20 protein-coding genes are annotated in these 25,549 nt (G+C 67.9%); 10 read left to right on the top strand and 10 right to left on the bottom strand.

All coding sequences use genetic code 11. The annotated features are described in order from the left end of the window. Positions 1-105: 105 nt before the first annotated feature. On the top strand, positions 106-1,209 hold the full coding sequence (locus tag ABH915_RS12200; RefSeq protein ID WP_370121588.1) for a biotin/lipoate A/B protein ligase family protein: 1,104 nt from the start codon (positions 106-108) through the stop codon (positions 1,207-1,209). Between the two features lie 177 nt (positions 1,210-1,386). Here ABH915_RS12200 and pepN read toward each other — a convergent pair whose 3' ends face one another. Beyond that, the gene (gene pepN, locus ABH915_RS12195) at positions 1,387-4,041 is read right to left on the bottom strand and encodes an aminopeptidase N (protein WP_370121585.1); all 2,655 of its coding nucleotides are present in this window, start codon (positions 4,039-4,041) and stop codon (positions 1,387-1,389) included. Positions 4,042-4,075: 34 nt separating this feature from the next. Next, positions 4,076-5,101 carry a YeiH family protein gene (locus ABH915_RS12190; RefSeq protein WP_370121582.1) on the bottom strand — a complete coding sequence of 342 codons (1,026 nt, stop codon included), beginning with the start codon at positions 5,099-5,101 and terminating at the stop codon, positions 4,076-4,078. A 143-nt stretch (positions 5,102-5,244) separates the two neighbouring features. Here ABH915_RS12190 and ABH915_RS12185 point away from each other — a divergent pair, with 143 nt between their 5' ends. From ABH915_RS12185 to ABH915_RS12175, 3 genes are read left to right on the top strand one after another with little or no spacing between them, the layout of a single operon-like run. After that, entirely contained in the window at positions 5,245-6,843 is a 1,599-nt protein-coding gene (locus ABH915_RS12185) for a circularly permuted type 2 ATP-grasp protein (RefSeq protein WP_018772949.1), read from the top strand. Then, the gene (locus tag ABH915_RS12180; RefSeq protein ID WP_026266338.1) at positions 6,836-7,762 is read left to right on the top strand and encodes an alpha-E domain-containing protein; all 927 of its coding nucleotides are present in this window, start codon (positions 6,836-6,838) and stop codon (positions 7,760-7,762) included. Before ABH915_RS12185 ends, ABH915_RS12180 begins: the two co-directional genes overlap by 8 nt. Beyond that, a complete protein-coding gene (locus tag ABH915_RS12175) occupies positions 7,759-8,610 on the top strand; it encodes a transglutaminase family protein (protein WP_018772947.1) in 852 nt (283 codons plus the stop codon). The genes ABH915_RS12180 and ABH915_RS12175 overlap by 4 nt, the downstream gene beginning before the upstream one ends. 83 nt (positions 8,611-8,693) lie before the next feature. Here the strand turns inward: ABH915_RS12175 and ABH915_RS12170 are convergent, their stop codons facing one another. Together ABH915_RS12170 and ABH915_RS12165 are read right to left on the bottom strand one after the other, a co-directional pair. Continuing rightward, positions 8,694-9,884: an IS30 family transposase gene (locus ABH915_RS12170; protein ID WP_370121577.1), complete on the bottom strand. Its 1,191-nt coding sequence runs from the start codon at positions 9,882-9,884 to the stop codon at positions 8,694-8,696. A 93-nt stretch (positions 9,885-9,977) separates the two neighbouring features. After that, a complete protein-coding gene (locus ABH915_RS12165) occupies positions 9,978-10,475 on the bottom strand; it encodes a pyridoxamine 5'-phosphate oxidase family protein (protein ID WP_026538736.1) in 498 nt (165 codons plus the stop codon). A gap of 157 nt (positions 10,476-10,632) precedes the next feature. Between ABH915_RS12165 and ABH915_RS12160 the strand changes: the two genes are divergently transcribed. Next, positions 10,633-12,333, top strand: a complete 1,701-nt coding sequence (locus ABH915_RS12160) for a GAF domain-containing sensor histidine kinase (protein WP_370121574.1) — start codon at positions 10,633-10,635, stop codon at positions 12,331-12,333. A gap of 51 nt (positions 12,334-12,384) precedes the next feature. On the opposite strand, the gene ABH915_RS12155 is transcribed toward ABH915_RS12160, so the two are convergent. Beyond that, entirely contained in the window at positions 12,385-13,116 is a 732-nt protein-coding gene (locus ABH915_RS12155) for a response regulator transcription factor (RefSeq protein ID WP_026538734.1), read from the bottom strand. Between the two features lie 308 nt (positions 13,117-13,424). Here ABH915_RS12155 and ABH915_RS12150 point away from each other — a divergent pair, with 308 nt between their 5' ends. After that, positions 13,425-13,868, top strand: a complete 444-nt coding sequence (locus ABH915_RS12150; RefSeq protein ID WP_370121571.1) for a universal stress protein — start codon at positions 13,425-13,427, stop codon at positions 13,866-13,868. A 24-nt stretch (positions 13,869-13,892) separates the two neighbouring features. Here ABH915_RS12150 and ABH915_RS12145 read toward each other — a convergent pair whose 3' ends face one another. From ABH915_RS12145 to glgC, 3 genes are all read right to left on the bottom strand, one after another. Then, a complete protein-coding gene (locus tag ABH915_RS12145; RefSeq protein WP_026538732.1) occupies positions 13,893-14,360 on the bottom strand; it encodes a pyridoxamine 5'-phosphate oxidase family protein in 468 nt (155 codons plus the stop codon). 96 nt (positions 14,361-14,456) lie between these two features. Continuing rightward, on the bottom strand, positions 14,457-15,965 hold the full coding sequence (locus tag ABH915_RS12140; RefSeq protein WP_370121568.1) for an SDR family NAD(P)-dependent oxidoreductase: 1,509 nt from the start codon (positions 15,963-15,965) through the stop codon (positions 14,457-14,459). Between the two features lie 61 nt (positions 15,966-16,026). Further along, entirely contained in the window at positions 16,027-17,442 is a 1,416-nt protein-coding gene (gene glgC / locus ABH915_RS12135; protein WP_370121565.1) for a glucose-1-phosphate adenylyltransferase, read from the bottom strand. A 102-nt stretch (positions 17,443-17,544) separates the two neighbouring features. On the opposite strand from glgC, the gene glgA reads away from it, so the two are divergent. Beyond that, a complete protein-coding gene (gene glgA / locus ABH915_RS12130; protein ID WP_043423194.1) occupies positions 17,545-18,750 on the top strand; it encodes a glycogen synthase in 1,206 nt (401 codons plus the stop codon). Positions 18,751-18,827: 77 nt separating this feature from the next. Here the strand turns inward: glgA and ABH915_RS12125 are convergent, their stop codons facing one another. Both ABH915_RS12125 and ABH915_RS12120 read right to left on the bottom strand, forming a co-directional pair. Further along, on the bottom strand, positions 18,828-20,999 hold the full coding sequence (locus tag ABH915_RS12125) for an acyl-CoA dehydrogenase (RefSeq protein WP_370121561.1): 2,172 nt from the start codon (positions 20,997-20,999) through the stop codon (positions 18,828-18,830). Positions 21,000-21,071: 72 nt separating this feature from the next. Further along, positions 21,072-21,812 (bottom strand): TetR family transcriptional regulator, encoded by a 741-nt coding sequence (locus ABH915_RS12120; protein ID WP_370121558.1) that lies wholly within the window; start codon positions 21,810-21,812, stop codon positions 21,072-21,074. 61 nt (positions 21,813-21,873) lie between these two features. On the opposite strand from ABH915_RS12120, the gene ABH915_RS12115 reads away from it, so the two are divergent. Genes ABH915_RS12115 through ABH915_RS12105 form a run of 3 tightly spaced genes read left to right on the top strand, consistent with a single transcriptional unit; the run spans position 21,874 to position 25,539 of the window. Beyond that, positions 21,874-23,277, top strand: a complete 1,404-nt coding sequence (locus ABH915_RS12115) for an acetyl-CoA C-acetyltransferase (protein ID WP_370121555.1) — start codon at positions 21,874-21,876, stop codon at positions 23,275-23,277. A 10-nt stretch (positions 23,278-23,287) separates the two neighbouring features. Continuing rightward, positions 23,288-24,628, top strand: coding sequence for a 3-oxoacyl-ACP reductase (locus ABH915_RS12110; RefSeq protein WP_370121552.1), 1,341 nt, complete (start codon positions 23,288-23,290; stop codon positions 24,626-24,628). Next, positions 24,625-25,539 (top strand): MaoC family dehydratase, encoded by a 915-nt coding sequence (locus ABH915_RS12105; protein ID WP_370121549.1) that lies wholly within the window; start codon positions 24,625-24,627, stop codon positions 25,537-25,539. Before ABH915_RS12110 ends, ABH915_RS12105 begins: the two co-directional genes overlap by 4 nt. Positions 25,540-25,549 lie beyond the last annotated feature (10 nt).

Below are 25,549 nucleotides of genomic sequence, written 5' to 3'. Positions count from 1 at the left end.
CTTTCTGCGTCTCTGCTGCTGTTCCGGCTAACCGGCTAACCGGCTAACCGGCTAACCGGGTCGCGGGTTCCCGGGTTCCCTGCCGCATGCGGCAGGATGGAGGTCATGACTTCCCATCCCGCCGCCCCCACTCCCAGCACCGACGACGACGGCGGCCGCCACCACGGCGAGTACAAGGTCCCGGGTGGCAAGCTCGTGGTCGCCGACTTCGACGTCGTCGATGGCGTCCTGGCCCACGTCTCACTGAGCGGGGACTTCTTCCTCGAACCCGACGAGGCGCTCCCGGAGATCAACCGGGCGCTCACCGGGCTGCCCATGGACGCCAGCGCCGCGGATATCGCGGACGCCGTGACGGAGGCGCTGCCCGAAGGCACCGTGCTGTTCGGCTTTTCCGCCGACGCCGTCGCCGTCACCGTCCGCCGCGCCCTGGCGAAGGCCACCGGCTGGGCGGACCACCACTGGAACATCATCGCCCCGTCTGTCCTGCCCACCCACGTCAACGTCGCCCTGGATGAGGTCCTGACCGAGGAAGTCGGCGCCGGGCGGCGCAATCCCACCCTGCGGTTCTGGGACTGGGAGGAGCCCTCCGTGGTGATTGGCAGCTTCCAGTCCGTCCGCAACGAACTCCATCCCGAAGGCGTGGCCCGGCACGGCATCAGCGTGGTCCGGCGGATCAGCGGCGGGGGAGCGATGTTCATGGAGGCCGGGAACTGCATCACCTACTCGCTGTACCTCCCGCAGACCCTCGTGGACGGCATCAGCTTTGCGGACTCCTACCGTTTCCTCGACGCCTGGGTGATGGCGGCCCTGGAAAAGGTCGGCATCAGCGCCTTCTACGTGCCGCTCAATGACATCGCCACCGAGCACGGCAAGATCGGCGGCGCCGCGCAGAAGCGGCTCGCCAACGGCGGCATGCTGCATCACGTCACCATGAGCTACGACATCGACGCCGAGAAGATGGTGGAGGTGCTGCGGATCGGGAAGGAGAAACTGTCCGACAAGGGCACCAGGAGCGCCAAGAAGCGCGTCGATCCGCTCCGCCGCCAGACCGGCCTGGCCCGCGCCGAAATCGTTGCGGCGATGATGGACGTCTTCGCCGAACGTTACGGCGCAACGCCCTCCGTCCTCACCGACGCCGAGCTGGAGGCGGCCCGCCGCCGCGTGGAGACCAAGTTCGGCACCACGGAGTGGCTGCACAGGGTTCCATAACCACCCGTTCCCTAGCGGCCCGTTCCCTAGCGGCCCGTTCCACCCCGTCGATTGTTCCCCACCGGCCCCCTCGCCTCGCAAGCTCGGCCAGGGAACCCTGCCGGCGTGGGCCCTACTGCCGTTCTGGGCCGCCAGGAGGGCGGCTACGGAGCAGTCGATCGCGGGTTCATCGCGGGTTTATCGTGGGTTCGCAGCCCGGGCGTGCGCCGCCAGGGCCGGTGCCGTCAGTGCCTGCGCCGTGAGGGAGCGGTGCAGCTGGCTGCGCTGTTCGATGATGATCCGGCGCAGGGCGCGCGGCGCGTCCGGGTGGGCGGCCAGCCACTGGTCGGTGCGCACAATCACGGCGTGGGTTTCGGGTGTTTCGCCGTCCAGGTCCTGTCCCGCGGGGTAGAAGCCGCGGACAATCCGGCTGGCGATCTCAATGCTGCGGTCCGCCCAGACGTGTTCGAGGGATTCGAAGTACGGGTCGATGAACGCGGCCAGCAGGGAGGCCGCGCCGGTGTTAAACCCGGCGATGGTGGCGCCGAGGAGCTGGTTGGACAGACCGGTGCCGTGGACGGCGGCCTCCCAGGCGGCTGCCTTGACGCTCTCCTCGGGGCGGGCGGCGAGGGCGGTGGCGTGACCGGACTTGCCTGCCGCCGTGTTGTCCCGGGCGAGCTCCTGGTCCAGCTGCTCCTGTGAGGCCCGGCCGTTGGCCGCCAGGCCATGCCAGAGATTCCAGCGCAGTTCGGCGTCCACCGCGAGGCCGTCGATCACGGTGCTGCCGTCCAGGATGCCCCGCAGCAGGTCCAGCCGGCCGGCGTCGTAGCGGCTGGTTGCGGCGAGGGTCCGGGCCCAGGCCAATTGCTGGTCGGAACCCGGCGCTGCCGCCTGCAGCTGTTCGGCGGCCGTGGTGAGGAAGCCGTGGCGCACGGCGTCCCGCTGGCCCCGGGGCACGTAGCGTTCCACCGCCGTCGAGGCGTTGCCCAGCACGTTGAGGAGGACGCCGATACCCGGCTCGGCGGGTCCGAAGCGCTGGACGGCGTCGACGTAGAGGGCCGCCGGTGTGACGGCATCGCGGGCCGAGTCCCACAGCGCCGTCCAGCACAGCGCCCGCGCCATGGGGTCCTCCAGCTTGTCCAGGGAGCCGCGGACAGTGGCCTCGGAACGCGGGTCCAGCCGGACTTTGGCGTAGCTGAGGTCCTCGTCGTTGACCAGCAGCAGCGCAGGCCGCGGTTTGCCGGCCAGCGCGGTCACGTCGGTCCTGGCGCCGCGGACATCGGTCTCGACGCTGTCCGTGCGAACCAGGGCGCCGGCGTCGTCAAAATTGTAAAGGCCGATCCGCAGGCGGTGCGGCCTGGGCTCCTGCCGGCCGGTGGCGGGATCCACGGCGTCCTGCAAGACCGCGACGGAGCTGAACGCAGTGTTGTGCTCGGTGGACGTGGTGATCTCGCTGGACAGGGTGGAGATGCCGGAGGTCTGGAGCCATTGGCGGGCCCATTCGCTGAGGTCGCGGCCGGACGCCGCGCTCAGGGCGGCCAGTAGTTCAGCGAGGGTGGTGTTGCCGTAGGCGTGGTCCCGGAAGTACTGCCGGGACCCGGCGATGAAGGCCTCGAACCCGACGTAGGCCACCAGCTGCTTCAGCACCGACGCGCCCTTGGCGTAGGTGATTCCGTCGAAGTTCTGCTTCGCGGCTTCCAGGTCCGGGATGTCGGCGACGATGGGATGGGTGGTGGGCAGTTGGTCCTGGATGTAGGCCCACGCCTTGCGGTTGTTGGCGAAGTTCACCCAGGCCGTGTCCCAGTCCGTGGTCCGGTCCACGCCGAGGGTGCCCATGTAATCCGCGAAGGATTCCTTGAGCCACAAATCATCCCACCACTTCATGGTGACGAGGTCGCCGAACCACATGTGCGCCATCTCGTGCAGGAGCGTGTTGGCGCGGGCCTGGTACTGCGAGTCGGCGGCCCGGGAGGTGAAGACGTAGCTTTCGGTGAAGGTCACAAGGCCGGGGTTTTCCATGGCGCCGAGGTTGTACTCGGGGACGAAAGCCTGCTCGTATTTGCCCCACGGGTAGGGGAAATCGAAGAGCTCGTTGAAGAAGGACAGCCCGTTCCTGGTGAGGCGGAACAGGGCGTCGGTATCGAAGGACGCGGCCATGGAGGCGCGGCAGTAGAGCGCCAGCGGCACGTCCAGGACGGTGCCGTCGCCGAGTGTCCCGCGCCAGGTGTCCTCTGCCTTGAAGTACGGTCCGGCGAGGACGGTAGTGATGTAGGTGGACATCGCCTTGGTGGGCGCGAAGTCCCAGCGGCTCGTGGCGGGATCGCTCGTGAGCTGGGTGCGCAGCACCTCCGCCCCGTTGGAGGACACCTGCCAGTCCGAGGGGGCCATGACGTGGAAGGTGAATTCGGCCTTCAGGTCGGGCTGTTCGAAGTTCGCGAACACCCGGCGGGCGTCGGCGGGTTCGTACTGCGTGTAGAGGTAGCACTGGCCGTCGGCGGGGTCAACGAAGCGGTGCATGCCTTCACCGGAGGTGCTGTACAGGGCCGTCCCCGTGATGGTGACCTGGTTCTCCGGCTGCAGGTTCTCAAGCCGGATCCGGGATCCGTCCACGACATCGGCGACGGCGAGCCCCTTGCCGTTGAGGAAGACGCTGTGCACGCTGCCGGCGATGAAATCCACGAAGGTCGTCGCCCCGGGTTCGCTGGCCGAGAAGGAGATGATGCTGCGGCTCGTGTAGCCGGCGACGTTCGGGTCGGCCGCCTGCCGGACGTCGAGGGAGACATCGTAGCTGTGAGTGGTGATGAGGGCGGCGCGGGCCGCGGCCTCGTCGCGGCGCAGATTCTGGTTTGACACCCAGCTATCTAATCACGGGAGCGTGTGCGCCCGGTCACGCCGGCGGGAACATCAGGAAGGCGGCCGCCAGGCCCAGCAGGGCGATCAGCAGCCAGGACGCCAGCGCGGCCAGCAGCGCGCGTGCGCCGGTGTGCAGCAGCTGCCGCACCCGGACGGCGGAGCCCAGCCCGAACAAGGCCATGCCCAGCAGCAGGTCCTGGAGGGCGGCGGCCGCCTCCAGGACCGCGGGGGACAGCCACCCGGTGGTGCGTACGGCCGCCAGGGCCACGAATCCGATGACGAACAGCGGGATCACCGGGGGGCGCTTGGCGCCGTCGGCCGCGGTGCCTAGCCGGTGGTGGAAGCCCGCGGCGGCGACCATCGGCGCCAGCAGGATCACCCGGGTGAGTTTGACGACGACGGCGACGGCAAGGGCCGCGGTGCCCGCGGTCTGGGCGGTGGCGACCACCTGTCCGACGTCGTGCACCGAGGCGCCGGTCCACGCCCCGAAGAGCTCCGGCCCCAGGCCCAGCGGCCGCGCGAGCAACGGCAGCACGCCGATCGCCAGCGTTCCGCACAGGGTCACGAGCGCCACGGGCAGCACGGTTTCTTCCTGCCGGATTTTGCGCACGGCGGCCATCGCCCCGATCGCGGACGCCCCGCAGATGGCGAAGCCCGTGGCCACCAGCAGCGCCACGCGGGGAGGCAGCCGGAAAAGCCTGCTGATCCCGTACGTGCCGGCGAAGGCGGCCAGCACCACGGCGGTCACGAGCAGCAGCGCCGCCCAGCCCAGGCCCAGCACGTCGCCGAGGCTGACTTTCAGGCCCAGCAGCACGATCCCGGCCCGCATGAGGTGTTTGCCGGCGAAGTCCAGCCCGGGCCGCGCCGGCCCGGAGGTCCAGCCAGATACGCCCGGCAGGTTGGCCGCCAGCAGCCCGAGGAGCACGGCCAGGGTCATCGCCGGCAGCGCGGGGAGGAACAGGTGAACAGTGACGGCAACGGCGACGGCCGCCGCAGCGCCGGTCAGGCCAGGCGCGGCCGCTGTCAGGCCTGACGCGGCGGCGGATCTCTTCGGGGGCACGCCCCTACATTGCCGTACCCGGCCGGAAAAGCCGTAACCGCCGCCATCCCGGCAGCCGGCTGCGTGCTGTGCGGCCGGCACTGAGCGCCGCGCCGCGGGCCGTCGAAATGATTTCGTAACGAAAAAGTGGTTGGCTAGTGACCATGTCTGACCTATTCCAGGAGTACTCCGAGGCCGCCGGCCGCACCGGCGCCTACGACGAGATGTTTGCCCCCGGCCAGCAGGCCCGGAAATCCTACGGGCAGGTGGCCCTGGCCCTGCGCGAACTCTCGTTGGCTGACGTCAGCGCCCGCGCCGATTCCATGGCACGGACCTTCCTGGACCGCGGCGTGACGTTCGACTTTGCCGGTGAGGAACGGCCCTTCCCCCTGGACATCGTCCCCCGGGTGATCCCCGCCGACGAGTGGAGCGTCCTGGAACGCGGTGTGGCCCAGCGCGTCCGTGCTCTTGAAGCCTTCCTCAATGACGTCTACGACAAGATGACGGTGGTGTCCGACGGCGTCATCCCGCGCCAGCTCGTCACGACCAGCGCCCACTTCCACCGCCAGGTGCACGGCTTTGAACCGGCCGGCGGCGTCCGGGTCCACATTTCCGGAATCGACGTCGTCCGCGACGCCGAGGGCACGTTCCGGGTCCTGGAGGACAACGTGCGGGTGCCCTCGGGTGTCAGCTACGTCCTCGAGAACCGCCGGGCCATGGCCAAGGGCCTGCCCGAGGCTTTCGGCCAGCAGCTCATCCGCCCGGTCGAGGAGTACCCCCGCCGGCTCCTGTCCGCCCTGCGGAAGACGGCGCCCTCTGGCGTCGACGATCCCACCGTCGTGGTCCTGACCCCCGGCGTCTTCAACAGCGCCTACTTCGAGCACACCCTGCTCGCCGGCCTCATGGGTGTCGAACTCGTCGAGGGCCGCGACCTCATCTGCCGCGGCAACCGCGTCTACATGCGCACCACGGCGGGCGAGCAGCGTGTGGACGTCATCTACAAGCGCATCGACGACGAATTCCTGGACCCGCTGCAGTTCCGTGCCGACTCCATGCTCGGCTGCCCCGGCCTGGTCAACGCCGCCCGCGCCGGCGGCGTCACGATCGCCAACGCCGTGGGCAACGGCGTCGCCGATGACAAGCTCGTCTACAGCTACGTGCCCGACCTCATCCGGTACTACCTCAACGAAGAGCCCGTGATCGCCAACGTGGACACGTTCCGGCTCGAAGAGAAGGAGGCCCGGGAACACGTCCTGGACCGCCTGGACGAGCTCGTGGTCAAACCGGTGGACGGCTCGGGCGGCAAAGGCCTGGTGATCGGCCCGGACGCGTCCAGGGACGAACTCGATGCCCTGCGCAAGCGGATCATCGCCGACCCCCGCGGATGGATCGCCCAGCCGGTGCTGCAGCTGTCCACGGTGCCCACGCTCAGCGGCGACAAGTTCGGCCCCCGGCACGTGGACCTGCGCCCCTTCGCCGTCAATGACGGCGAGGACGTCTGGGTTCTCCCCGGCGGACTGACCCGTGTGGCGCTCAAGGAGGGCTCGCTGATCGTCAATTCCAGCCAGGGCGGCGGCTCCAAGGACACCTGGGTCCTGGCCGACTCCCCGCAGGTCCCCGTCGAAGTGATCCCGCGGCCCACCATCGCAGTCCGCGAGCGGGTTTCGGTCTGGCCGGTGGAGAGCAACTGGCGCGACAGCCAGAAAGAGCAGCAACAGCAGCAGCAGATTTCTGATGCGCAGGAGGTAACCGCGAATGCTTAGCCGTATTGCCGAGTCATTGTTTTGGATTGGCCGCTACGTGGAACGGGCCGACGGTACCGCCAGGATCCTCGACGTCCACCTCGAACGGCTCAACCATCTGCCCATGGAGGAACAGCGCAGCGTGGCGCAGGAACTCCTGGCCGTCATGGGTGCCCGCGCACAAAGTGACGATTTCGGCCTGCCCGAACTGCTCAACGCCCTCGCCTACGACAAGCAGAGTGCCACGTCCATTGCCGGTTCCCTCGGTGCCGCCCGGGAAAACGCCCGCCGAGCCCGCGAGACTGTCTCCTCCGGGCTCTGGGAAAGCCTCAACACGACCTACTACGGGCTGAACCAGCACCGCAAGGACGTGGTGGGCACCTACCGGTTCTGCAACTGGGTCCTGGAGCGCACCGCCATGGTCAGCGGCCTCGCCGACACCACCGTCAGCCACGACGAGAGCTGGCAGTTCCTGGTCCTAGGCCGGTCGCTGGAGCGTGCCGACATGACAGCGCGCATGCTCTCCACCCGCGATGTCCTCTCGGCCGGCATGTCCTGGGTGAACATGCTCCGCTGTGCCGGCGCCTACGAATCCTTCCTGCGGACCCGCCGGGCGGCGTTCGGGGACCAGCACGCGGCCGAATTCCTGCTGCTGGACCGGCTGTTCCCGCGGTCTATCGTCTACGCCCTGCGCGACGCCGACGAGTGCCTGGCGAAGCTCGACCCCTCGGCACAGCGCGTCGGCTTCATCAACGACGCCCGCCGGATCGTGGGCCAGGCCCGCACCTTCCTGGAGTTCCACCGCACCGATGACCTCATGTCGGAGCTGCCGGAGCACATGGAGCGTGTGCAAAAAGCCGTGTCGCAGGCTTCGGACGCCATTTCCCGTAAGTACTTCAATCAGGCAGACGAGCTGGCCTGGGTGGGAGAAGTTTCATGACCCGGCTGAACATCGTCCACAAGACGGCCTACAAGTACAACAAGCGCGTCACCCTGTCCTACAACGAGGCCCGGATGACCCCGCTGACGGACCCGCAGCAGGTGGTGCTGGAGTCCTCCATGAAGGTTTCGCCTTCACAGGCGGCCCTGAGCAGCTACCGCGACTACTGGGGCACGCGGGTGACCGCCTTCGACATGCAGATGCCGCACGAGCACCTCGAAGTCCTGTCCACCACCACCGTCGAGGTGCACCGGGTCGAGAAGATCGCAGCCGAGGCCGACATCGTCGGGTGGGACGTCCTGTCCGCTCCGGAGACGCTGAACCAGTTCAGTGACTGGATTCCGCAGTCCCAGCTGACAGGTCCCGGCTCCGAAGTGCTCGCCATCATTCCCGGGGTTGTCGAGGGGAAATCGCCGCACGAGGCCGCCATGGCGATCTTTGCCTGGATGCGCGGTGAAATGACCTACATGAAGGGCTCCACCGGCGTCACCACCAACGCCGAGCAGGCCTGGAACCAGCGCCAAGGCGTCTGCCAGGACCTGGCGCACCTCGCCATCGGGTCACTGCGCAGCTGCGGTATCCCGGCTCGCTACGTGTCCGGCTACCTTCACCCGCGTTCGACGGCGGAGCTCGGCGAGACGGTTGCCGGCCAGTCGCATGCGTGGCTCGAGTGGTGGGACGGCGAATGGCGCAGCTGGGACCCGACCAACCACAAACCGGCGGGGGACTTCCACGTCACCGTGGCCCGGGGCCGCGACTACCGCGACGTGCCGCCGCTCAAGGGCATCCTGTCCGGCGGCGGGGGATCGGCCCTCAGCGTCAGCGTGGAAATCACCCGCGTCGCGTAGGCGCACCCCACGCCTCGCGTTGCGCTATCAGACCGGGCTGCCCTGAAGCCGGCAAAGTCAACTGGTCGGTGCAACGCGGGTGTTTAGGCTGCTGTTTGCAGCAGCTGGTTCAGCCGGTTGGCTGGGGTCTCGAGGTCCAGGGTGGGACGGGGCCGGCGGTTGAGTTTCGCTGCGACCTGGCGGAGGTCTTCGGGGGTGTGGACGGAGAGGTCCGAGCCTTTCTCGAACCAGAATCTCAGCAGCCGGTTGGTGTTCTCGTTGGTGCCGCGCTGCCAGGGCGAGTGCGGGTCGCAGAAGTAGAGCGTGGTGTCCAGGGCGGTCTGGATCCGGTCATACTCGGCGAGTTCGGTTCCGCGGTCCCAGGTGATCGAGCGGCGCAGGTGATCCGGGAGGTGGCCCATCTCCCGGATCATCGCGGCAGCGACGGTGTCGGCGGTGTGGTCCCCGGGGAGGTGGAGGAGGATCGTGAACCGGGTCGAGCGTTCCACGAGGGTGCCGATCGCGGTCCCGTTAGAGCCGATGATCAGGTCTCCCTCCCAATGCCCGGGCACGGCCCGGTCCTGGACTTCGGCCGGGCGTTCGCTGATCTTGAAGGCCTCCTTGTAGGGGCTGTTCTTCGTCCGGTCCGCGGCATGCGGGACGCGCTGCTTCCGTTTCAGGCTGAGCTTTTCCGCCAGGTCCGCCCGCAGACTTCCGCGGGATTGAACATACAGCGCCTGGTAGATCGTTTCGTGGCTCACCTGCATAGTCTGATCGTCGACGAAGTAGAAGGCCAACATCTCCGAGATCAGTTTCGGGCTCCACCCGTCATCCATCCACACCCCGATCAGCCGGCACAACGCCTCGTCCTGGACCAGTTTCAGCGGTTTGGGCCGGCGCCTGGCCTGGTGGGCCCTCGTGTGGGCGACCGAGGCGTAATACACCCCGTCGTCGCCGGTGTTGCGGTTGACCTCACGCCAGACCACGGATCTGTCCCGGCCGATCGCCTCGCCAATCCTGGCGTAACTGAGCCCGCTCCGCCGGCCCATCTGGATCATCCCGCGCTCAGCCAGGTTCAACGCCCGGCCCCCCGGCCCTTCGGCCGTGGGCGCCGGATCCGAAAGACCCCCGACTGGCCCCATGTCCATAGTCATCATGTGGCCAGACTGGGCCCACCAGTTTCTCCCGGTCCCATGAGTGGCTCCGACACGCCGGGCCGCAGCAAGAATCGACATTCCGCCACACACCAGGTCAAAGAACTCAGTGCGCGCTTCCAGGGAAAACACATTGACCATCAAACGCTCCATCAATCAGAGCGTTGCTACGACCATATGAATTTGCCCCCCTCAGGGCAGCCCGGTCTGATAGTGCAAAAGGTGTTTGCGGGGTTACTCGAGGCCGGAGCGGGTGGCGTCGTCCAAGGGTGTCCACCACGTCTGCGGCGGCACCACTTTGAAGCGCCGGCCCGTGACGGTATCCGGCGTGATCCGGACGAAGTGTTCCTTCTTTCCGGCCTGCCACGGGAACAGCAACAGGCCCACCGTGTCCATGACCTCCTGGGGGTTCTGCACTGGGGCGGCCTGGCCCTTGATGACAACGCTCCAGGCGACACCGGTGTCCGCGTTGATGCCGTCGGCTTCCACCGCCACCGGCGTGCCGCCCGTGGCCGCCTGCAGCTTGGTGCCCTCCGCGGTCCGAAACACCAGCGTGCCGTGGTCCACTTTGTAGTTAATGGGGAAGATGTCGGGATGATCGTCCACCCAGACCGCCAGCCTGCCCACCGAGACACTGCGTAACAGCTGCCAGCATGTGTGGTGGTCGAGGTCTTCGACGGCGTGGGTCTGGTCCTTTGGCTCGTGACGGCCCGGGCTCGATTCAGTACTCATGCGGGCGAGCGTACGCGGCCGGGCGGACGGCGGCTAGGGCAAATGGACCCAGCCGCCGGGTTTATCTCCGAATTCCGGGGCTTTCCCGAGTCGTTCGCGCTATTCTGGCATAGGGCCGTCAGCGTCTACATTGGCCGGAGCGATTGGGGGCAATGACATGCATTCAACGGGTGAGGGCTCAGGCCATACCGTGTCCGAGCCAAATCCCGTAGTTGAGGAATTGCTGAAGGGGTTCGGCGCCAGGGCGGAAGAGCTGCTTCAATCCAAGGAACGCATCGCCGGCCTGCTGGAAGCCGTCGTCGCCCTGGCCGAGGACCTGAGCCTGGATGCCGTCCTGGAACGCGTGGTCGGGTCGGCCTGCCGGTTGTTGCACGCCCGGTTCGGCGCCCTTGGCGTCATCGGTGATGACCACGCTCTCAGTCACTTCATCACCGTCGGCATCGATGGCAAACTGGCGCGGCAGATCGGTCCGCTGCCGACCGGCCACGGCGTCCTCGGCCTCCTGATCACAGACCCGAGGCCGCTCCGGCTGCATGAACTGAGCAAGCACGCCGAGGCCTACGGGTTCCCCGCGCACCACCCTCCCATGAAGTCCTTCCTGGGGGTACCGGTCCGCGTCCGGGACGTGGTGTTCGGAAACCTCTACCTCACGGAAAAAGAAGGCGGGGACGACTTTTCCGCCGACGACGAGACCTTGGCCGTCGCTTTGGCGGCAGCCGCCGGTGTCGCCATCGAAAATGCCCGGCTCTACGACGACGCCCGCCGCCGGGCACGCTGGCTGGAGGCCTGCATGGACGTCTCCGGGCTGATGCTGAGCACGGACCGCGACTACACGTCGGGCGGCCTGGACCCGATCGCCGGCCGGGCGCTCCAGGAGTCCGCGTCCTCGCTCGCCCTGCTGGTGGCCCCCGCCGCCAACGGCGTGGCCCACGTGGTGATCGGCGTTGCCGGTGAGCGCGGCACGGCGTTTTCGGGACGGTCACTGCACTTGGAGTCAGAGCTCCTGGAGGGTGTCCTCGAAGGCGGCGAACCGGTGCTGTTCGACGACGCATCCGAAGTGTTGGGGGAGGTCGACGGCGCCGTCAGGGGCCCGCTGCTGGCAGTGGCGCTGAGTACCCAGGGCGCCCACCACGGCCTCCTGCTGCTGGCACGGGACAAGGAGTCGGTGCGCTACGCCCGGACCGACATCGAAATGGGGGCCGTCTTCGGCTCCCACGTGGCCCTCGCCTTGGAACTGGCCCGGGTGCACCGGCTGCGCGAGGAGCTCCTGGTCTTCACCGACCGCGACAGGATTGCCCGGGACCTGCACGACCTCGTCATCCAGCGGCTGTTCGCCGCCGGGCTGAGCGTGCAGAGCCTGACCCGTTTCACCAAGGAGGAACTGGCGCTGGAGCGCATCCGCAACATCACCGGCGAACTCGACGAGGCGATCCGCAGCTTGCGCGACACCATTTACTCGCTCAAGAGCAACACAGGCGAGATCGAATTGCTGAGCGGCCGGATCCGTCGGGTCACACGTAGCTCGTCGAAGTCGATGCCGTTCCCGCCGCGCCTGACCATCACGGGACCGGTGGATGCCGTGACGCCGGACAAGGCCGATAACGTCGTGGCCGTGGTTTCCGAGGGGCTCAGCAACGCCATCCGGCACTCCGGGGCGGATACGATCTCGGTCTCGGTTGCGGTCGTCAGGGGCCGGGTGACGGTGGTGATCAGCGACAACGGCGCCGGATTCGCCAAGCCCGAAAAACGCAACGGGCTTAGCAACCTCGAAGACCGGGCGCGCATGCTCGACGGAAAATGCACTATCACGAGCGCGCCCGACTCCGGTACCAGCCTGGAATGGTCGGTGCCCCTGTAGCCGGCGGTGCCCCCCTAGCCGGCGCGCCCGGAGGCCCGGTGACCGCGGAGCCTACCCGACGCTGCGCGGCCGGATTACTTCGCCGGTTCTCCCGCCGGCGGCCGCCGGAAATGCCGGGCTGGCGATGAAGACGGCGGCCTGCGTGCGGCGTTCGAATCCGAGTTTGGCCAGCAGGGACGACACATAGTTCTTCACGGTCTTTTCCGCCAGGAACATTTCGGCGGCAATCTGCCGGTTGGTCAGTCCGCCGCCCACCAGCTCCAGGACCTTGCGTTCCTGGGGGGTGAGGGAGGACGTGCGCGGGTCGACCTCTTCGGCCTCCACCAGGCTGTCCACGACGCCGGCGGCCACGCCCTCCTCGAAGAGGGACTCGCCGGCTGCTGCCCGCCGCAGGGCGCCGATCAGGTCCGTGCCGCCGATCTCCTTCAGCACGTATCCCCGTGCCCCGGCCAGGACGGCGCCACGCAGGGCCTGTTCGTCGTCGAAGCTCGTCAGGATGATGCAGTTCAGGGACGGGTCCACCGACCTCACATCCCGGCAGACCTCAATGCCGGTCCCGTCCGGCAGGCGGGCGTCCAGCACACAGACATCAGGGTGCAGTGCGGGAATCCGGCGGGTCGCTTCCACCGCGGATCCGGAACTGCCGACCACGGCAAACCCCTCGCCTTCGAGAAGTTCCTGCAGCCCGCGTCTGACAAGTTCGTGGTCATCAAGGATAAAGACGCGGATCACCGCCTGCCCGCCATCAGGTGCAGTGAGACCTGCGTCTGCCCAGGCAATCATGATTCTCCCGTCCGGCCGCTCACGCGACCGCTCAATGCTCTTAGTAACACGCTGATTTTTGTATCGAGATACTGTTTCCATCTGCTGACCCCAGCCTCTGCCATTCTTCTGCACTGGGGCGGCGCGAACAAGGGTCATAGTGCCCAACAGGCTGGCTCCGGCCAGTTGCCCGTAGCGTTTCCGGGTAGCCGGCCGGCCAGCGTGGGTGCATGCCCTTTGGCCCTAGGCGTCGTGCCGGTCGAGGGAAATCATGGGAGCGTCGCCATCTGGCGCGGGATGCTCGGCCGGTACGAGGGCAAAGGATTGGGATGAACGAAGTCAGGGACGTCCGCACGATCGTGGTAGGCGTTGACGGCTCGGACGCTTCGGTGTCCGCGTTACGGCATGCGCAGGGCCTCGCGGTGCCCTTGTCCGCCAAAGTCCTCGCGGTGGCATGCTGGGACTACCCGCCGGTGTACGACGGCTATGTCGCCGTCGGGATCGACGACTTCGACGTCCGGGCCGGCGAAATCCTGGCCGAGGCGGTGGTGAAGGCCTTCGGCCCGGACACCCCGGACAACGTCGAGACCCGCCTCATCCAGGGACACCCCCGCCGCATACTGATCGAGGAGAGCAAAACCGCGGACATGCTCGTGCTGGGCCGCCGCGGCCACGGGGGATTCGGTGGACTGTTACTGGGATCGGTGAGTTCGGCCTGTGTGGCACACGCGCATTGCCCGGTGCTGGTGGTCCACTCACCAGAACACGACTGAAGCCGCACTCCTGCCCGGAGGATCCTATTCGAACGTGGCCCGGCGCGGATCCGAGAGCCGGGTGGTCCACACGTCGGGCCGGTTGACCTTGAAGCGTCGTCCGGTCAGGGCTTTGGGAGCCACCCGCACGTAGTAGGCCTTCTCGCCGGGCTGCCAGGGCTCCAGGAGCAGGGAGTCCACTTCGTCCTTCTCTTCCTGGCTCTCGATGACCTCGGCTTCGCCGCGCGCCATCACACTCCAGGCCGTCTCGTCGCGGACGTCGTAGCCGTCGATCTCGAATGCAACCGGCTTGCCCGTGATGGCACCCCAAAGCTTCGTGCCGCCGGCGGTGCGGAAGGCAATCGCCCGCCGTTCGAGTACGAAATTCACCGGGAAGATCTCCGGATGGTTGTCGACGATCAGCGCTACACGCCCCACGACTTCGGTGTCGAGCAGCGCCCAGCACTGGTCCATGGTCAGCGAGTATTCCGGCGAGGGCGTGGTTGAGTCCATGTCGAGCCACGATACGGGCCGGCCAGGATCCCGATTAGGGCCATAGGTCCCGCAGCGGACACCACCGTGACGCGCGCTGCGGCCCGCCGGCGCCGGTCACCAGGGACTGGGCTTGTAGTCCTTCAGGAAGACGCCGTACTGGTCCTCACCGGATTCGCCCATCACGATGGGGTCGTAAACGCGGGCGGCGCCGTCAACGAGGTCCAGGGGCGCGTGGAAGCCCTCTTCCATGAGGCGGACTTTGGTGTAGTGCGGCCGCTCGTCCGTGATCCAGCCGGTGTCCACGGCCGTCATGAGGATGCCGTCGGCGTCGAGCATTTCCTGGGCGCTGGTTCGCGTCATCATGTTCAGCGCAGCCTTGGCCATGTTCGTGTGCGGGTGCCCGGGGCCCTTGTAGGCGCGGGAGAACTGGCCCTCCATGGCGCTGACATTGACGATGTACTTCCGCCGCGCGGTGGACCGCTTCATGGCACCCCGCAGCCGGCTGACCAGCAGGAACGGAGCCGTCACGTTGCACAGCTGCACTTCGAGCATCTCCAGCGGATCCACTTCGTCCAGCACCTGGGTCCAGCTGTTGATGGTGGCGAGGTCCGGGACCAGACCGCCCGCGTCGATCGCGGTGCCGGAGGCAATCCGCTCCAGCGACGCCGAACCGGTGGACAGGGCCAGGGAAGTGATCGCGTCCCCGGCCAGTACGGGGTGGTCGAGCACGCTGCTGGCCAGGGCAAGCGGGTGCTTGTCGTGGGCGTGGCCGAACGTGACGAGCTCCGGGCCGCCGTTGGCAGCCTGGAGGGCGGCGGGCAGCGGCTCGTCTTCGGCGTCGACGAGCGGCTTGTAGGCATTGCCGGAGCGCCGGACCGTCTGGGCCGCGTTGTTAATGATGATGTCCAGCGGTCCTGCGGCATCCAGTGAATCCGTCAGGGCCATTACCTGGGACGGGTCGCGGAGATCGATGCCCACGATCCGGAGCCGGTGCAGCCAGTCGGCGCTGTCCTCCATCGCCGCGAAGCGGCGGGCGGCGTCCTTCGGGAACCGGGTGGTGATGGTGGTGTGTGCGCCGTCCCGCAGGAGCCGGAGCGCGATGTACATGCCGATCTTTGCCCGCCCGCCGGTCAGCAGGGCCCTGCGGCCGGTCAGATCGGTGCGGGCGTCGCGCTTGCTGTGGCTGAACAGGGCGCACTCGGGGCACAGCTGGTGGTAGAAGGCATCCACCTGGGTGTAGTGCTGCTTGCAGATGTAGCACGGCCGGGACCTGATCAGGTGGCCGGCGATTTCCCCGGTCGCGGACGTGACGAGCTTGTTGCCGCGCGTTTCGTCGTCGATCCTGTCGGGGGCCGCCGTCGCCGTCTGCGCGATCACGGCGCGATCCGCCTCGGCGATCTCATCGCGCTTGCTGACCCGCCGGTGGCGCTTGACGGCCTTGAACATCTTCCCGGTGGCGCGGCGCACTGAGACGTAGTCCGGGTGCTCCTCGTCATAGGCGTGGATCGTGTTCAGGACTTTCAGGCAGGCCTGGATTTCCTCCGGGGTCAGCCCGGCAAGACCAGACCCGGCAAGACCAGACTCGGCGGCGGAAACGTCGGAGGACAGATCGGGGGAGCTCATTGCCCTAATTTTACAGGGTGCGGGGAGCCCGGCCGGACGAGCGTGCCGGGCCCCCGCCTGCCTATGCCGTGGGTGATTGTTTGACCGGTCCGTCCGTGCCGACAGCGGCGGCCTGGACGTCGGCCACCTTGTCCACGGACTCCCGCAGTTCGGGCCAGTTCTCGGTTGCGGTGCGGACGGCGTCGGGCACCAGGCGCAGGTTGGCCGCGGACAGCGCGCGTTCCGCATCGCTGGGGTCCGGGACGTGCTGGCCCTTGGACAGGACCGTGATTCCGGAGTCGGTGACCTTGAAGCCGCGGGCGCGGTCCAGTTCGGGATCGAGCCCGATCGCGGCCCCGGCCGGCACCTTGACGTTCTTGTCGATGATGGCGCGCTTGATCACGGCGCCTTCACCGACGTTGACCTTGTCCATCAGGACCGAGTCCAGGACCCGGCTCGAGGTGCCGACGTAGACGTCGTTGGAGAGCACGGAGCCTTCCACGATGCCGCCGGAGACGACGACGCCGCTGGCCACGATCGAATCCAGTGCCGTGCCCACCGTGTTGGACTTGCCGCGGACAAACTTGGCCGGCGGGGAGATGGTCTGGCGGGTGTAGATCGGCCACTCGGAGTTGTAGAGGTTGAAGACCGGGACGGGGGAGATCAGGTCCATGTGGGCGTCGTAGAACGAATCGATGGTGCCGACGTCGCGCCAGTAGGTGCGGTCCCGTTCGGTGGATCCGGGGATGTCATTGAGGGTGAAGTCGTAAACGCCGGCCTCGCCCTGGTTCACGAAGTAGGGAATGATGTCCCCGCCCATGTCGTGCTTGGTGTCGAGGCGCTCGGCGTCAACGTGGAGGGCTTCAATCAGGGCGTCGGCGTTGAACACGTAGTTGCCCATCGAGGCCAGGAACTGGCTGGGGTCCGCCGCGAGGCCGGGTGTCGACGAGGGCTTCTCGACGAACGCGGCAATCTTCTCCGGGTTGTCCGCGTCCGTTTCGATCACGCCGAACTGGTCCGCCATGTGCAGCGGCTGGCGGACGGCGGCGACTGTGGCTTTCGCCCCGCTGGCGACGTGCTGGGCCACCATCTGGGAGAAGTCCATCCGGTAGACGTGGTCTGCGCCGACCACGACGACGATGTCGGGATTGGCGTCATGAATGAGGTTCAGGGACTGGTAGATGGCGTTGGCGCTGCCCAGGAACCAGCTCTTGCCGACGCGCTGCTGGGCCGGGACCGAGGCCACATAGTTCCCCAGCTGGGTGGACATGCGCCACGTTTCGGAAATGTGCCGGTCAAGGCTGTGGGACTTGTATTGCGTCAACACCACAATTTGCAGATAGCGGGAATTCACAAGATTTGAAAGGGCAAAGTCAATAAGCCGGTAGCTTCCGGCAAACGGGACACCAGGCTTGGCCCGGTCCGCCGTCAACGGCATGAGCCGGTTTCCCTCGCCACCTGCGAGGACAATTGCCAAAACTCTCTTTTGATGCGGCATGGTGATAGCTCCTGAACGCCTTCGTTACTCCCCAATACAGTCCGGCATGCCCGAACGTCTTCACACTAGATCAGTTCCACCGTAACGACTACCTTGGTGCATGTGCGAATAGATATTGTGACCAAAGAATTCCCGCCGGAAATCTACGGCGGCGCCGGGGTCCACGTGGCCGAGCTCAGCAGGGTGCTGGCCCAACGCGTGGACCTTCAGGTGCGTGCCTTCGGCGCGCCCCGCGAGCCCGGGTATCACGGAGCGACCGTCACGTCGTATTCCGTGCCCGAAGACCTGGGCTCAGCAAACGCCGCTATCCAGACCCTCGGGGTGGACCTGAGGATCGTTCCGGACATCGCCGGCGCGGACCTGGTCCACTCCCACACCTGGTACGCCAACATGGCCGGACACATCGCGTCGCTGCTCCACGGCATCCCGCATGTCCTCAGCGCCCACAGCCTGGAGCCGCTGCGCCCGTGGAAGGCCGAGCAGCTCGGTGGCGGCTACGCGGTGTCCTCATGGGTGGAAAAGACCGCCTACGAGGCCGCGGCCGCCATCATCGCCGTCTCGGAAGGCATGCGCCAGGACATCCTGCGCAGCTATCCGGACGTCGACCCGGCCAAGGTCAAGGTGGTCCACAACGGCATTGATGTCAGCCAGTGGAACCGGGACGAGGCTGATGACATCATCCGTCCGCTCGGGATCGATCCGGAGCGCCCCAGCGTTGTTTTTGTGGGCCGGAACACCCGGCAGAAGGGCGTACCGTACCTGCTGCGGGCCGCCGCCAAGCTCCCGGCCGACGTCCAGCTGGTGCTGTGCCTCGGTGCCGCGGACACGCCGGAACTGGCGGCCGAGACGGCACGCCTGATCGAGGAACTCCAGAGCCAGCGCAGCGGCGTGATCCTGATCGAACGGATGCTGCCCCGCAACGAGGTCATCCAGGTGCTCAGCCACGCGACGGCGTTCGCGTGCCCGTCCATCTACGAACCCCTGGGCATCGTCAACCTCGAGGCGATGGCCTGCGGCGCCGCCGTGGTGGCCAGCGCCACGGGCGGCATTCCGGAGGTCGTCGAGCATGGCAAGACCGGGCTGCTTGTTCCGATCGAGCAGGTCACCGACGGCACCGGCATCCCGCTGGACCCGGAAAAGTTCGTCACCGACTTTGCCGAGGCCCTCATCGAAGTGGTGTCCGATCCCGCCCGGGCACGCGCCATGGGTGAAGCGGGCCGGCGCAGGGCCGAGGAACACTTCTCCTGGGAATCCATCACGGAGACCACGCTCGAGGTCTACCGTTCGGTGCTCAACAAGGACTCCTGACCCCGGGTCCAAACGGCAGAACGACGACGGCGCCGCCCCGGCTGAGGGGGCGGCGCCGTCGTCGCATTTCGGCTGGGTCAGCCGAGGGCTTTGGTGCCGTGGGCCTTTGTGCCGTGGGCCTTTGTACCGTGAACGGCGCGCGCCAGCATAATCTTTTCGTCCAGGGGCGCCTGGCCGCTGGCCCGCTGCTTGCGGAAGTAATTCCGGGCCTCGTCCTGGCGGACCTTCTCCGCGCCGGTGGAGATCTCGGCGCGGAGGTGCTCCGGCCCGTAACCGAACGCGTCCACCAGGTCCAGGGCGTGCGGGCGGATCTTCACGAGCAGGCGGTTGATGTATTCGCCCACAGTGCGTCCGCGCTGCATCGACAGCCTGCCGTTCATGAGGTACCAGGACAGGTTCTTCTCGATCAGGGACAGGCCGAACAGATCGCGCAGCCACGTCAGGACCTTGCGCGTGCCCGGGTCAGTCACTTTGCCGAGGGCCTCGGTAAAGGCCTCCCACTGCAGCAGCTCCGCATGGGCCTGGGCGGCTTCGATGAGTTCGTGCTGGTGGGCGTTGAACAAGGCGGCGCCCTGCTGCTGCGGGAGCTTGTTCGCGCCCTTGAGGGCCGTGGCCACCTCAGCGACCATGGTCTGGACGCGGTCCGTGAGCAGGGTCCGCTGGCTTGCCTCGTCCTTGATCGCCAGCGCGGCTTTCTGCACTGATCCGGTGTCCGCCACGAACTGGGCGACGCCGCGCAGTCCGGTGCGGTGGATCGCGGCACCGGTGGCCTGGCCCACGACGTAGCGGGCCAGCACGCCGACGTTGACGGTGCGGAATTCCTTGGCGTAGTCCGCCAGCAGGCGCTTGGCGACCAGCTGCAGCAGGACCGTGTTGTCGCCCTCGAACGTGGCGTACACGTCGAGGTCGGCACGGAGCGAGGCGAAACGGTTCTCGATCAGGAACCCGGCGCCGCCGCAGGCCTCGCGGCACTCCTGCAGGGTGTCCAGGGCATGCCAGGTGCTCAGCGGCTTCAGGGCCGCCGCCAGGGTTTCGAGGTCCTGGCGGTCCTGGTCGGTGTCGTGACGGCCGGAGAAGACATCGTCGAATTTCTGCAGCAGTTGCTCGCTGGCGAAGCTGGCGGCGTACGTGGTGGCCAGTCGGGTGAAGAGCCGGCGCTGGTGCCGCTGGTAGTCCAGCAGGACTTCCTCGTCGGTTTGGGAGGAGGCATTGAACTGCCGGCGTTCGGTGGCGTACTGAATTGCGGTTTTCAGGGCCAGTTTCGACGCCGTCACGGCGGCGCCGTCGAGGGAGACCCGGCCCTGGACCAGCGTGCCGAGCATGGTGAAGAAGCGGCGGCCCGGGCTGGCGATGGGGGACGTGTAGTTGCCCTCGGGGTCGACGTCGCCGTAGCGGTTCAGGAGGTTGGTGCGGGGGATCCGGACGTTCGTGAAGTGCAGCCGGCCGTTGTCTATGCCGTTCAGGCCGCCTTTGACGCCGTCGTCCTCGCCCCCGATGCCCGGCAGGAAGTCCCCGGTCCCGGCGTCCCGGAGGTCCATGTAGAACGCGTGCACGCCGTGGTTGACGCCCTTCGTCACCAGCTGGGCGAAAACGACCGCGGCCAGACCATCGTTGGCGGCGTTGCCGATGTAGTCCTTCCACGCGGCCCGGAACGGCGTGTGGACCACGAACTCCCCGGCGGCGGGGTCGTAGGTGGCGGTGGTGGCAATGCTGGCCACGTCCGAGCCGTGCCCGGTTTCGGTCATGGCGAAGCAGCCCGGGATGTCCAGGCTCATGATGCCGGGCAGCCACTTCTCGTGGTGTTCCGAGGTGCCGAGGTGGTTCACTGCGGAGCCGAACAGTCCCCACTGGACGCCGGCCTTGATCTGCAGCGACGGGTCGGCGATGACCAGCTCCTGGAAACCGGCCACGTTCCCGCCGTGATCATCCGAGCCGCCCACGGACTCGGGGAATGCGCGGTGGACGGCGCCATTGTCCACCAGGATCCTGAGCTGGCCGAAGACGCGTTGGCGATGTTCGGTGTGGGTCTGGCCCTCGATTTTGTGCAGTTCCGGGCGGCCGGCGAGGCCCCTGGACTGCAGCCGGATGTCGGCCCACTTGCCGAGCAGCTGTTCGCCAAGGGCCGCGACGTCGACGGCGGGCGCCTCGGGGGAGCCGGGTTGGCCGGCTGCTGTGGGTGCCGCCGGCTGCTGTGGTTGCGGCCGGCTGCGGGGGGCGTTGCCGGTGGTGCGGTCGGCTAGTTCAGTCATGTCGTTTCCTTCTGTGGTTCTGACAATCTCTAGTGCTGACAGTTCAGTTCGCGGGTGTGGGCAGGGCCGCTGCTACGGTGTGCCCTGGCCCGCCAGGCCCGTTCGTTCCGTTTGTGCTGTTTCTTCCGGAGGAGGCGCCTGCAGCTCGGGGGCGATGCCGAAGCACAGCCAGTCCGTGATCTGCCGCGCCATGGCCTCCTGGCCGGGCTTGGCCGGTCCGGGCGGGCTGGCGAGCCACTGTTCACCCGCATTGCGGACCAGGCCGATCGCGGCATTGGGCCAGTAGCCGATCACGGCTTCCTTGTCCTGGCCGCCGCCCAGATGGCTGCGCATGGGCCGGGCAATCATGTCGCTAATGGCGGCGAAGAAGTGGCTCAACGCTCCGGCTGTGGACATGGTCGGGCCGGCCGTCTCGGCCTCGCCGGACGCAGGGCGCGTGACGAAGGTGTAGACGTTCGGGCTGGTCTCGGCCATTTGCAGGTATGCGGACACCATGGCGAACAGGCCTTCGCGGGGCGTCTGGGCGCTCTGGGCCGCCTCCTGGATGCGCCGCTGCATCTGGCTGAGGACCACCTCGCCCACGGCCTGCTGGAGTCCGGCCTTGTCGCCGAAATAGCGGTAGAACACGGACTTTGACGTTCCAGCGGCTGCGGCGATGTCCTCCATGGACGCGTCACTGCCGAGGGCATGCACCGCCTTCCGGGCGGACTTGATCAGTTCCCGCCGCCGTTCCTCGCGGTGGGACTGCCAGCGGGAAGCGCGGCCGTCGACGGTGCCCTGCCCGGCAGGCGGGGTGGCTTTGGGGCTGTTCACGATACCCAGCGTATCAGGTACGCTGGGTATCGGTAATCGCTTTGATCGAAGGAGACAGCCCATGTCCGTCAACGGACAGTCAGTGCCCCGCCCCCAACCAGCCGCCGCCGCACCCGCCACCGCATCAGCTGCCGCCGAGGCCACACAGCATGTCGGCGCGGTCCCGGCGCAACTCCGCAAGGCGGTGGTGGTGGGCGGCAACCGCATCCCGTTTGCCCGGACCGGAGGCGCGTACACCAAGTCCTCCAACCAGGACATGCTCACGGCCGCCCTGGATGGCCTGATCGCCCGCTTCGGCCTTCAGGACGAGCGGATCGGAGAAGTGGCCGCCGGGGCGGTCCTCAAGCACTCCCGGGACTTCAACCTCACCCGGGAAGCCGTGCTCGGCTCGGCCCTCTCTGCCGAGACCCCGGCGTATGACCTCCAGCAGGCCTGCGCCACCGGCCTGGAGACGGTGCTCGGCCTGGCGAACAAGATCAAGCTGGGCCAGATCGACTCCGCGATCGCCGGCGGCGTCGACTCCGCTTCTGACGCTCCCATCGCCGTCAGTGAGGGACTCCGCGAGGTGCTCCTTGACCTCAACCGCGCCAAGACGGTGTCCCGGAAGCTGCAGGTCCTCAGCCGGCTCCGTCCCAAGGATCTGGCCCCTGATGCCCCGAACACGGGGGAGCCGCGTACCGGCCTGTCGATGGGCGAGCACCAGGCGCTGACCACGGCGCAGTGGAAGATCACCCGCGAGGCCCAGGACGAGCTCGCCTTCAACAGCCACCGGAACCTTGCCGCGGCCTACGACGCCGGCTTCTTCGATGACCTCCTGACCCCGTACCGGGGACTGAGCCGCGACTCCAACCTGCGCGCCGACACGAGCACGGAGAAACTGGCCACCCTCAAGCCCGTTTTCGGCAAGAACCTGGGCGCCGAAGCGACCATGACGGCCGGCAATTCCACCCCGCTGACCGATGGCGCGTCCACCGTGCTGCTCTCGTCCGAGGAATGGGCCGACGCCCATGACCTCCCCAAGCTCGCCGCGGTCATCGACGGCGAGGCTGCGGCCGTCGACTTTGTCCACGGCAAAGACGGACTGCTCATGGCGCCGGCCTTCGCCGTGCCCCGGCTGCTCGCGCGCCACAATCTCACCCTCGCGGACTTCGACTTCTTCGAGATCCACGAGGCCTTTGCCGGCACGGTGCTGAGCACGCTCGCCGCGTGGGAGGACGAGGAATTCGGCCGCACCCGCCTGGGCCTGGACGGCGCCTTCGGCAGCATCGACCGGGCCAAGCTGAACGTCAACGGCTCCTCGCTGGCCGCCGGACACCCGTTTGCGGCCACAGGCGGCCGGATCGTGGCCTCACTGGCCAAAATGCTGCACGACAAGGGCCAGGTCAACGGGCGCCCGGCCCGCGGCCTTGTGTCCATTTGCGCCGCCGGCGGCCAGGGCGTCGTCGCAATCCTCGAAGCACTCTAGGGAGAATCGGATGAGCGACAAGTACACCCGGCTGGTCAGCCACGGACTCGGCAAGGACCTCGCCAAGCGGCTCGGCCTCCCGCAGCCGGCGGTCCTCCGCCGGCACGAGCCCGGCCGCCCCCTCATCGACGGACCGGTCCTGGTCCAGGGATCAACCGGCGGCGCCGACGAGCTCGCCGCCACCCTGCTGGACTGGAACCTCGACGTCCGCCGCCACGCGATCCCCAAGGAAAAGCTCGGCGCCATCATCCTGGTGCTGGACGAGCTGGCCCACCCCGGCGACCTTGAGAAACCGGTCCTCACCGCGGCCGTATCGCTGCGTGACCTCGCCCCGAACGCCCGCGTCATCACCGTCTCCCGCACGGCAGGCTCGGCGACGGAACCGGCAACGGCGGCTGCCAGGCAGGGCGTGGACGGTCTCCTGCGGTCTTTGGCGAAGGAACTCCGCGCCGGAGCCACCGGCAACGGCATCCTGCTCGCCGACGGCACCCGGGCCACGAGCCCGGCAGCGCTGGGGGCGTTGAGGTTCTTCCTCTCGGGCCGTTCGGCGTTCGTGGACGGGCAGTTCCTGACCGTCAGCTCCGGCGCCGGTCAGCTGCCCGACGACGTCGAGAAGCCGCTGGCCGGCAAGGTGGCCGTCGTGACCGGCGCCGCGCGCGGAATCGGGGCAGCGATTGCCCGCACCCTGTACCGCGACGGCGCCACGCTCATTCTCGTCGACATTCCAGCGGCGGGGGACCATCTGGCGGCAGTGGCCAACGAGGTCCACGGGACGGCCCTGCAGCTGGACATCAGCCGCGAAGACGCCGGCCAACGGATCATCGACCACGCCGCGGCACGGCACGGCCGGCTGGACATCATGATCCACAACGCCGGGATCACCCGGGACAAGCTCCTGGCCAACATGGACGCCGGCCGCTGGAATGCCGTGATCGCCGTCAACATCGCCGCGCAGCTGCGGATCAATGAGGCCCTCCTTGCGTCGGAGCACTTCCGCGACTCGCCCCGGATCGTGTCCGTGGCCTCTACCAGCGGGATCGCCGGAAACCGCGGCCAGACCAACTATGCCGCGTCCAAGGCCGGCGTGATCGGCATGGTCCGCGCCACGGCGGCGCTGGTCGGCGAGCGCGGCGGGTCGATCAACGCCGTCGCGCCGGGCTTCATTGAAACGGAGATGACCGCCAGGATCCCGTTCGCCACCCGCGAAGTGGCGCGCCGGCTCAACTCCCTGCAGCAGGGCGGCCAGCCGGGCGACGTCGCCGAGGCCATCGCGTTCCTGGCCAGCGACGCCGCGGGTGGGATTTCCGGGGAGGTGCTGCGCGTCTGCGGGCAGAACCTGGTCGGCGCATGAGCGGATCCCAGACCGTCATCCTGGGCGAGATGCCCGCACTGTCCAAGCTCTATGTCAACGCGGCGGCCGCCGCGGCGCGGCGCCGGGTCCTGGGTACCCACGGCGGCACCGAACTGCCGGCCTACACCCACGAGGTCCGTGGCGTGAAGGCCGACGTCGCCAACCTGACGGCCTACCAGCACCTGATCGGCGAGAGCGCGAGCGATGTCCTCCCGGCCGGCTTCATCCATGCGCTGGCGTTTCCGCTGGCCATGAGCGTGATGAACCGGGACGATTTTCCGTTGCCCCTGCTGGGCATGATCCACCTGACGAACAACGTGGTGCAGTCCGCGCCGGTCCTGTTCACCCAGGCCCTGGATATCCGGGCCCGGGTGGAGAACCTGCGCGGGCACCGGGCCGGTACGCAGCTGGATGTCGTCGCGGAGGTCCGTGCCGCCGGGCAGGAAGACGTCCGCTGGCGCGGGGTCTCAACGTACCTGGCCAAGGGGATGTTCCTACCGGGGATCGACAAGGCCTCGGTGGCCGTGCCGCCGCCGCCGTTTTCCGTGCCGGATCCCACGGCCATGTGGCAGCTGGGCGTCGATACCGGGCGTGCCTACGCGGCTGTCTCCGGGGACTTCAACCCCATCCACCTGAGCGTCCTGACTGCCAAGGCCCTCGGACAGCGGCGGTCCCTTGCCCACGGCATGTACCTGGCCTCCCGTGCGCTGGCCGACGTCGGTGCCGTCCGGGGGGATTCGTTCAGCTGGGAGGTGGCCTTCGAAGCGCCCGTGTTCCTGCCGGCCCGCGTGGCGCTCGACATCAGCACCGTGCAGGCCGACGGCGGTGCGTGGCAGCGCTCGGACTATGTGGCGTGGAACCCGCTGTCCGGGCGCCGGCACTTCAGCGGCTCTGTGGCGGCGCTGACCTAGCCGGCGGGCG

Source organism: Arthrobacter sp. MW3 TE3886, assembly GCF_041262145.1.
Lineage (GTDB): Bacteria > Actinomycetota > Actinomycetes > Actinomycetales > Micrococcaceae > Arthrobacter.
Note: the sequence above shows the minus strand (reverse complement) of the source record. Positions and strands in the feature narration are given on the sequence as shown.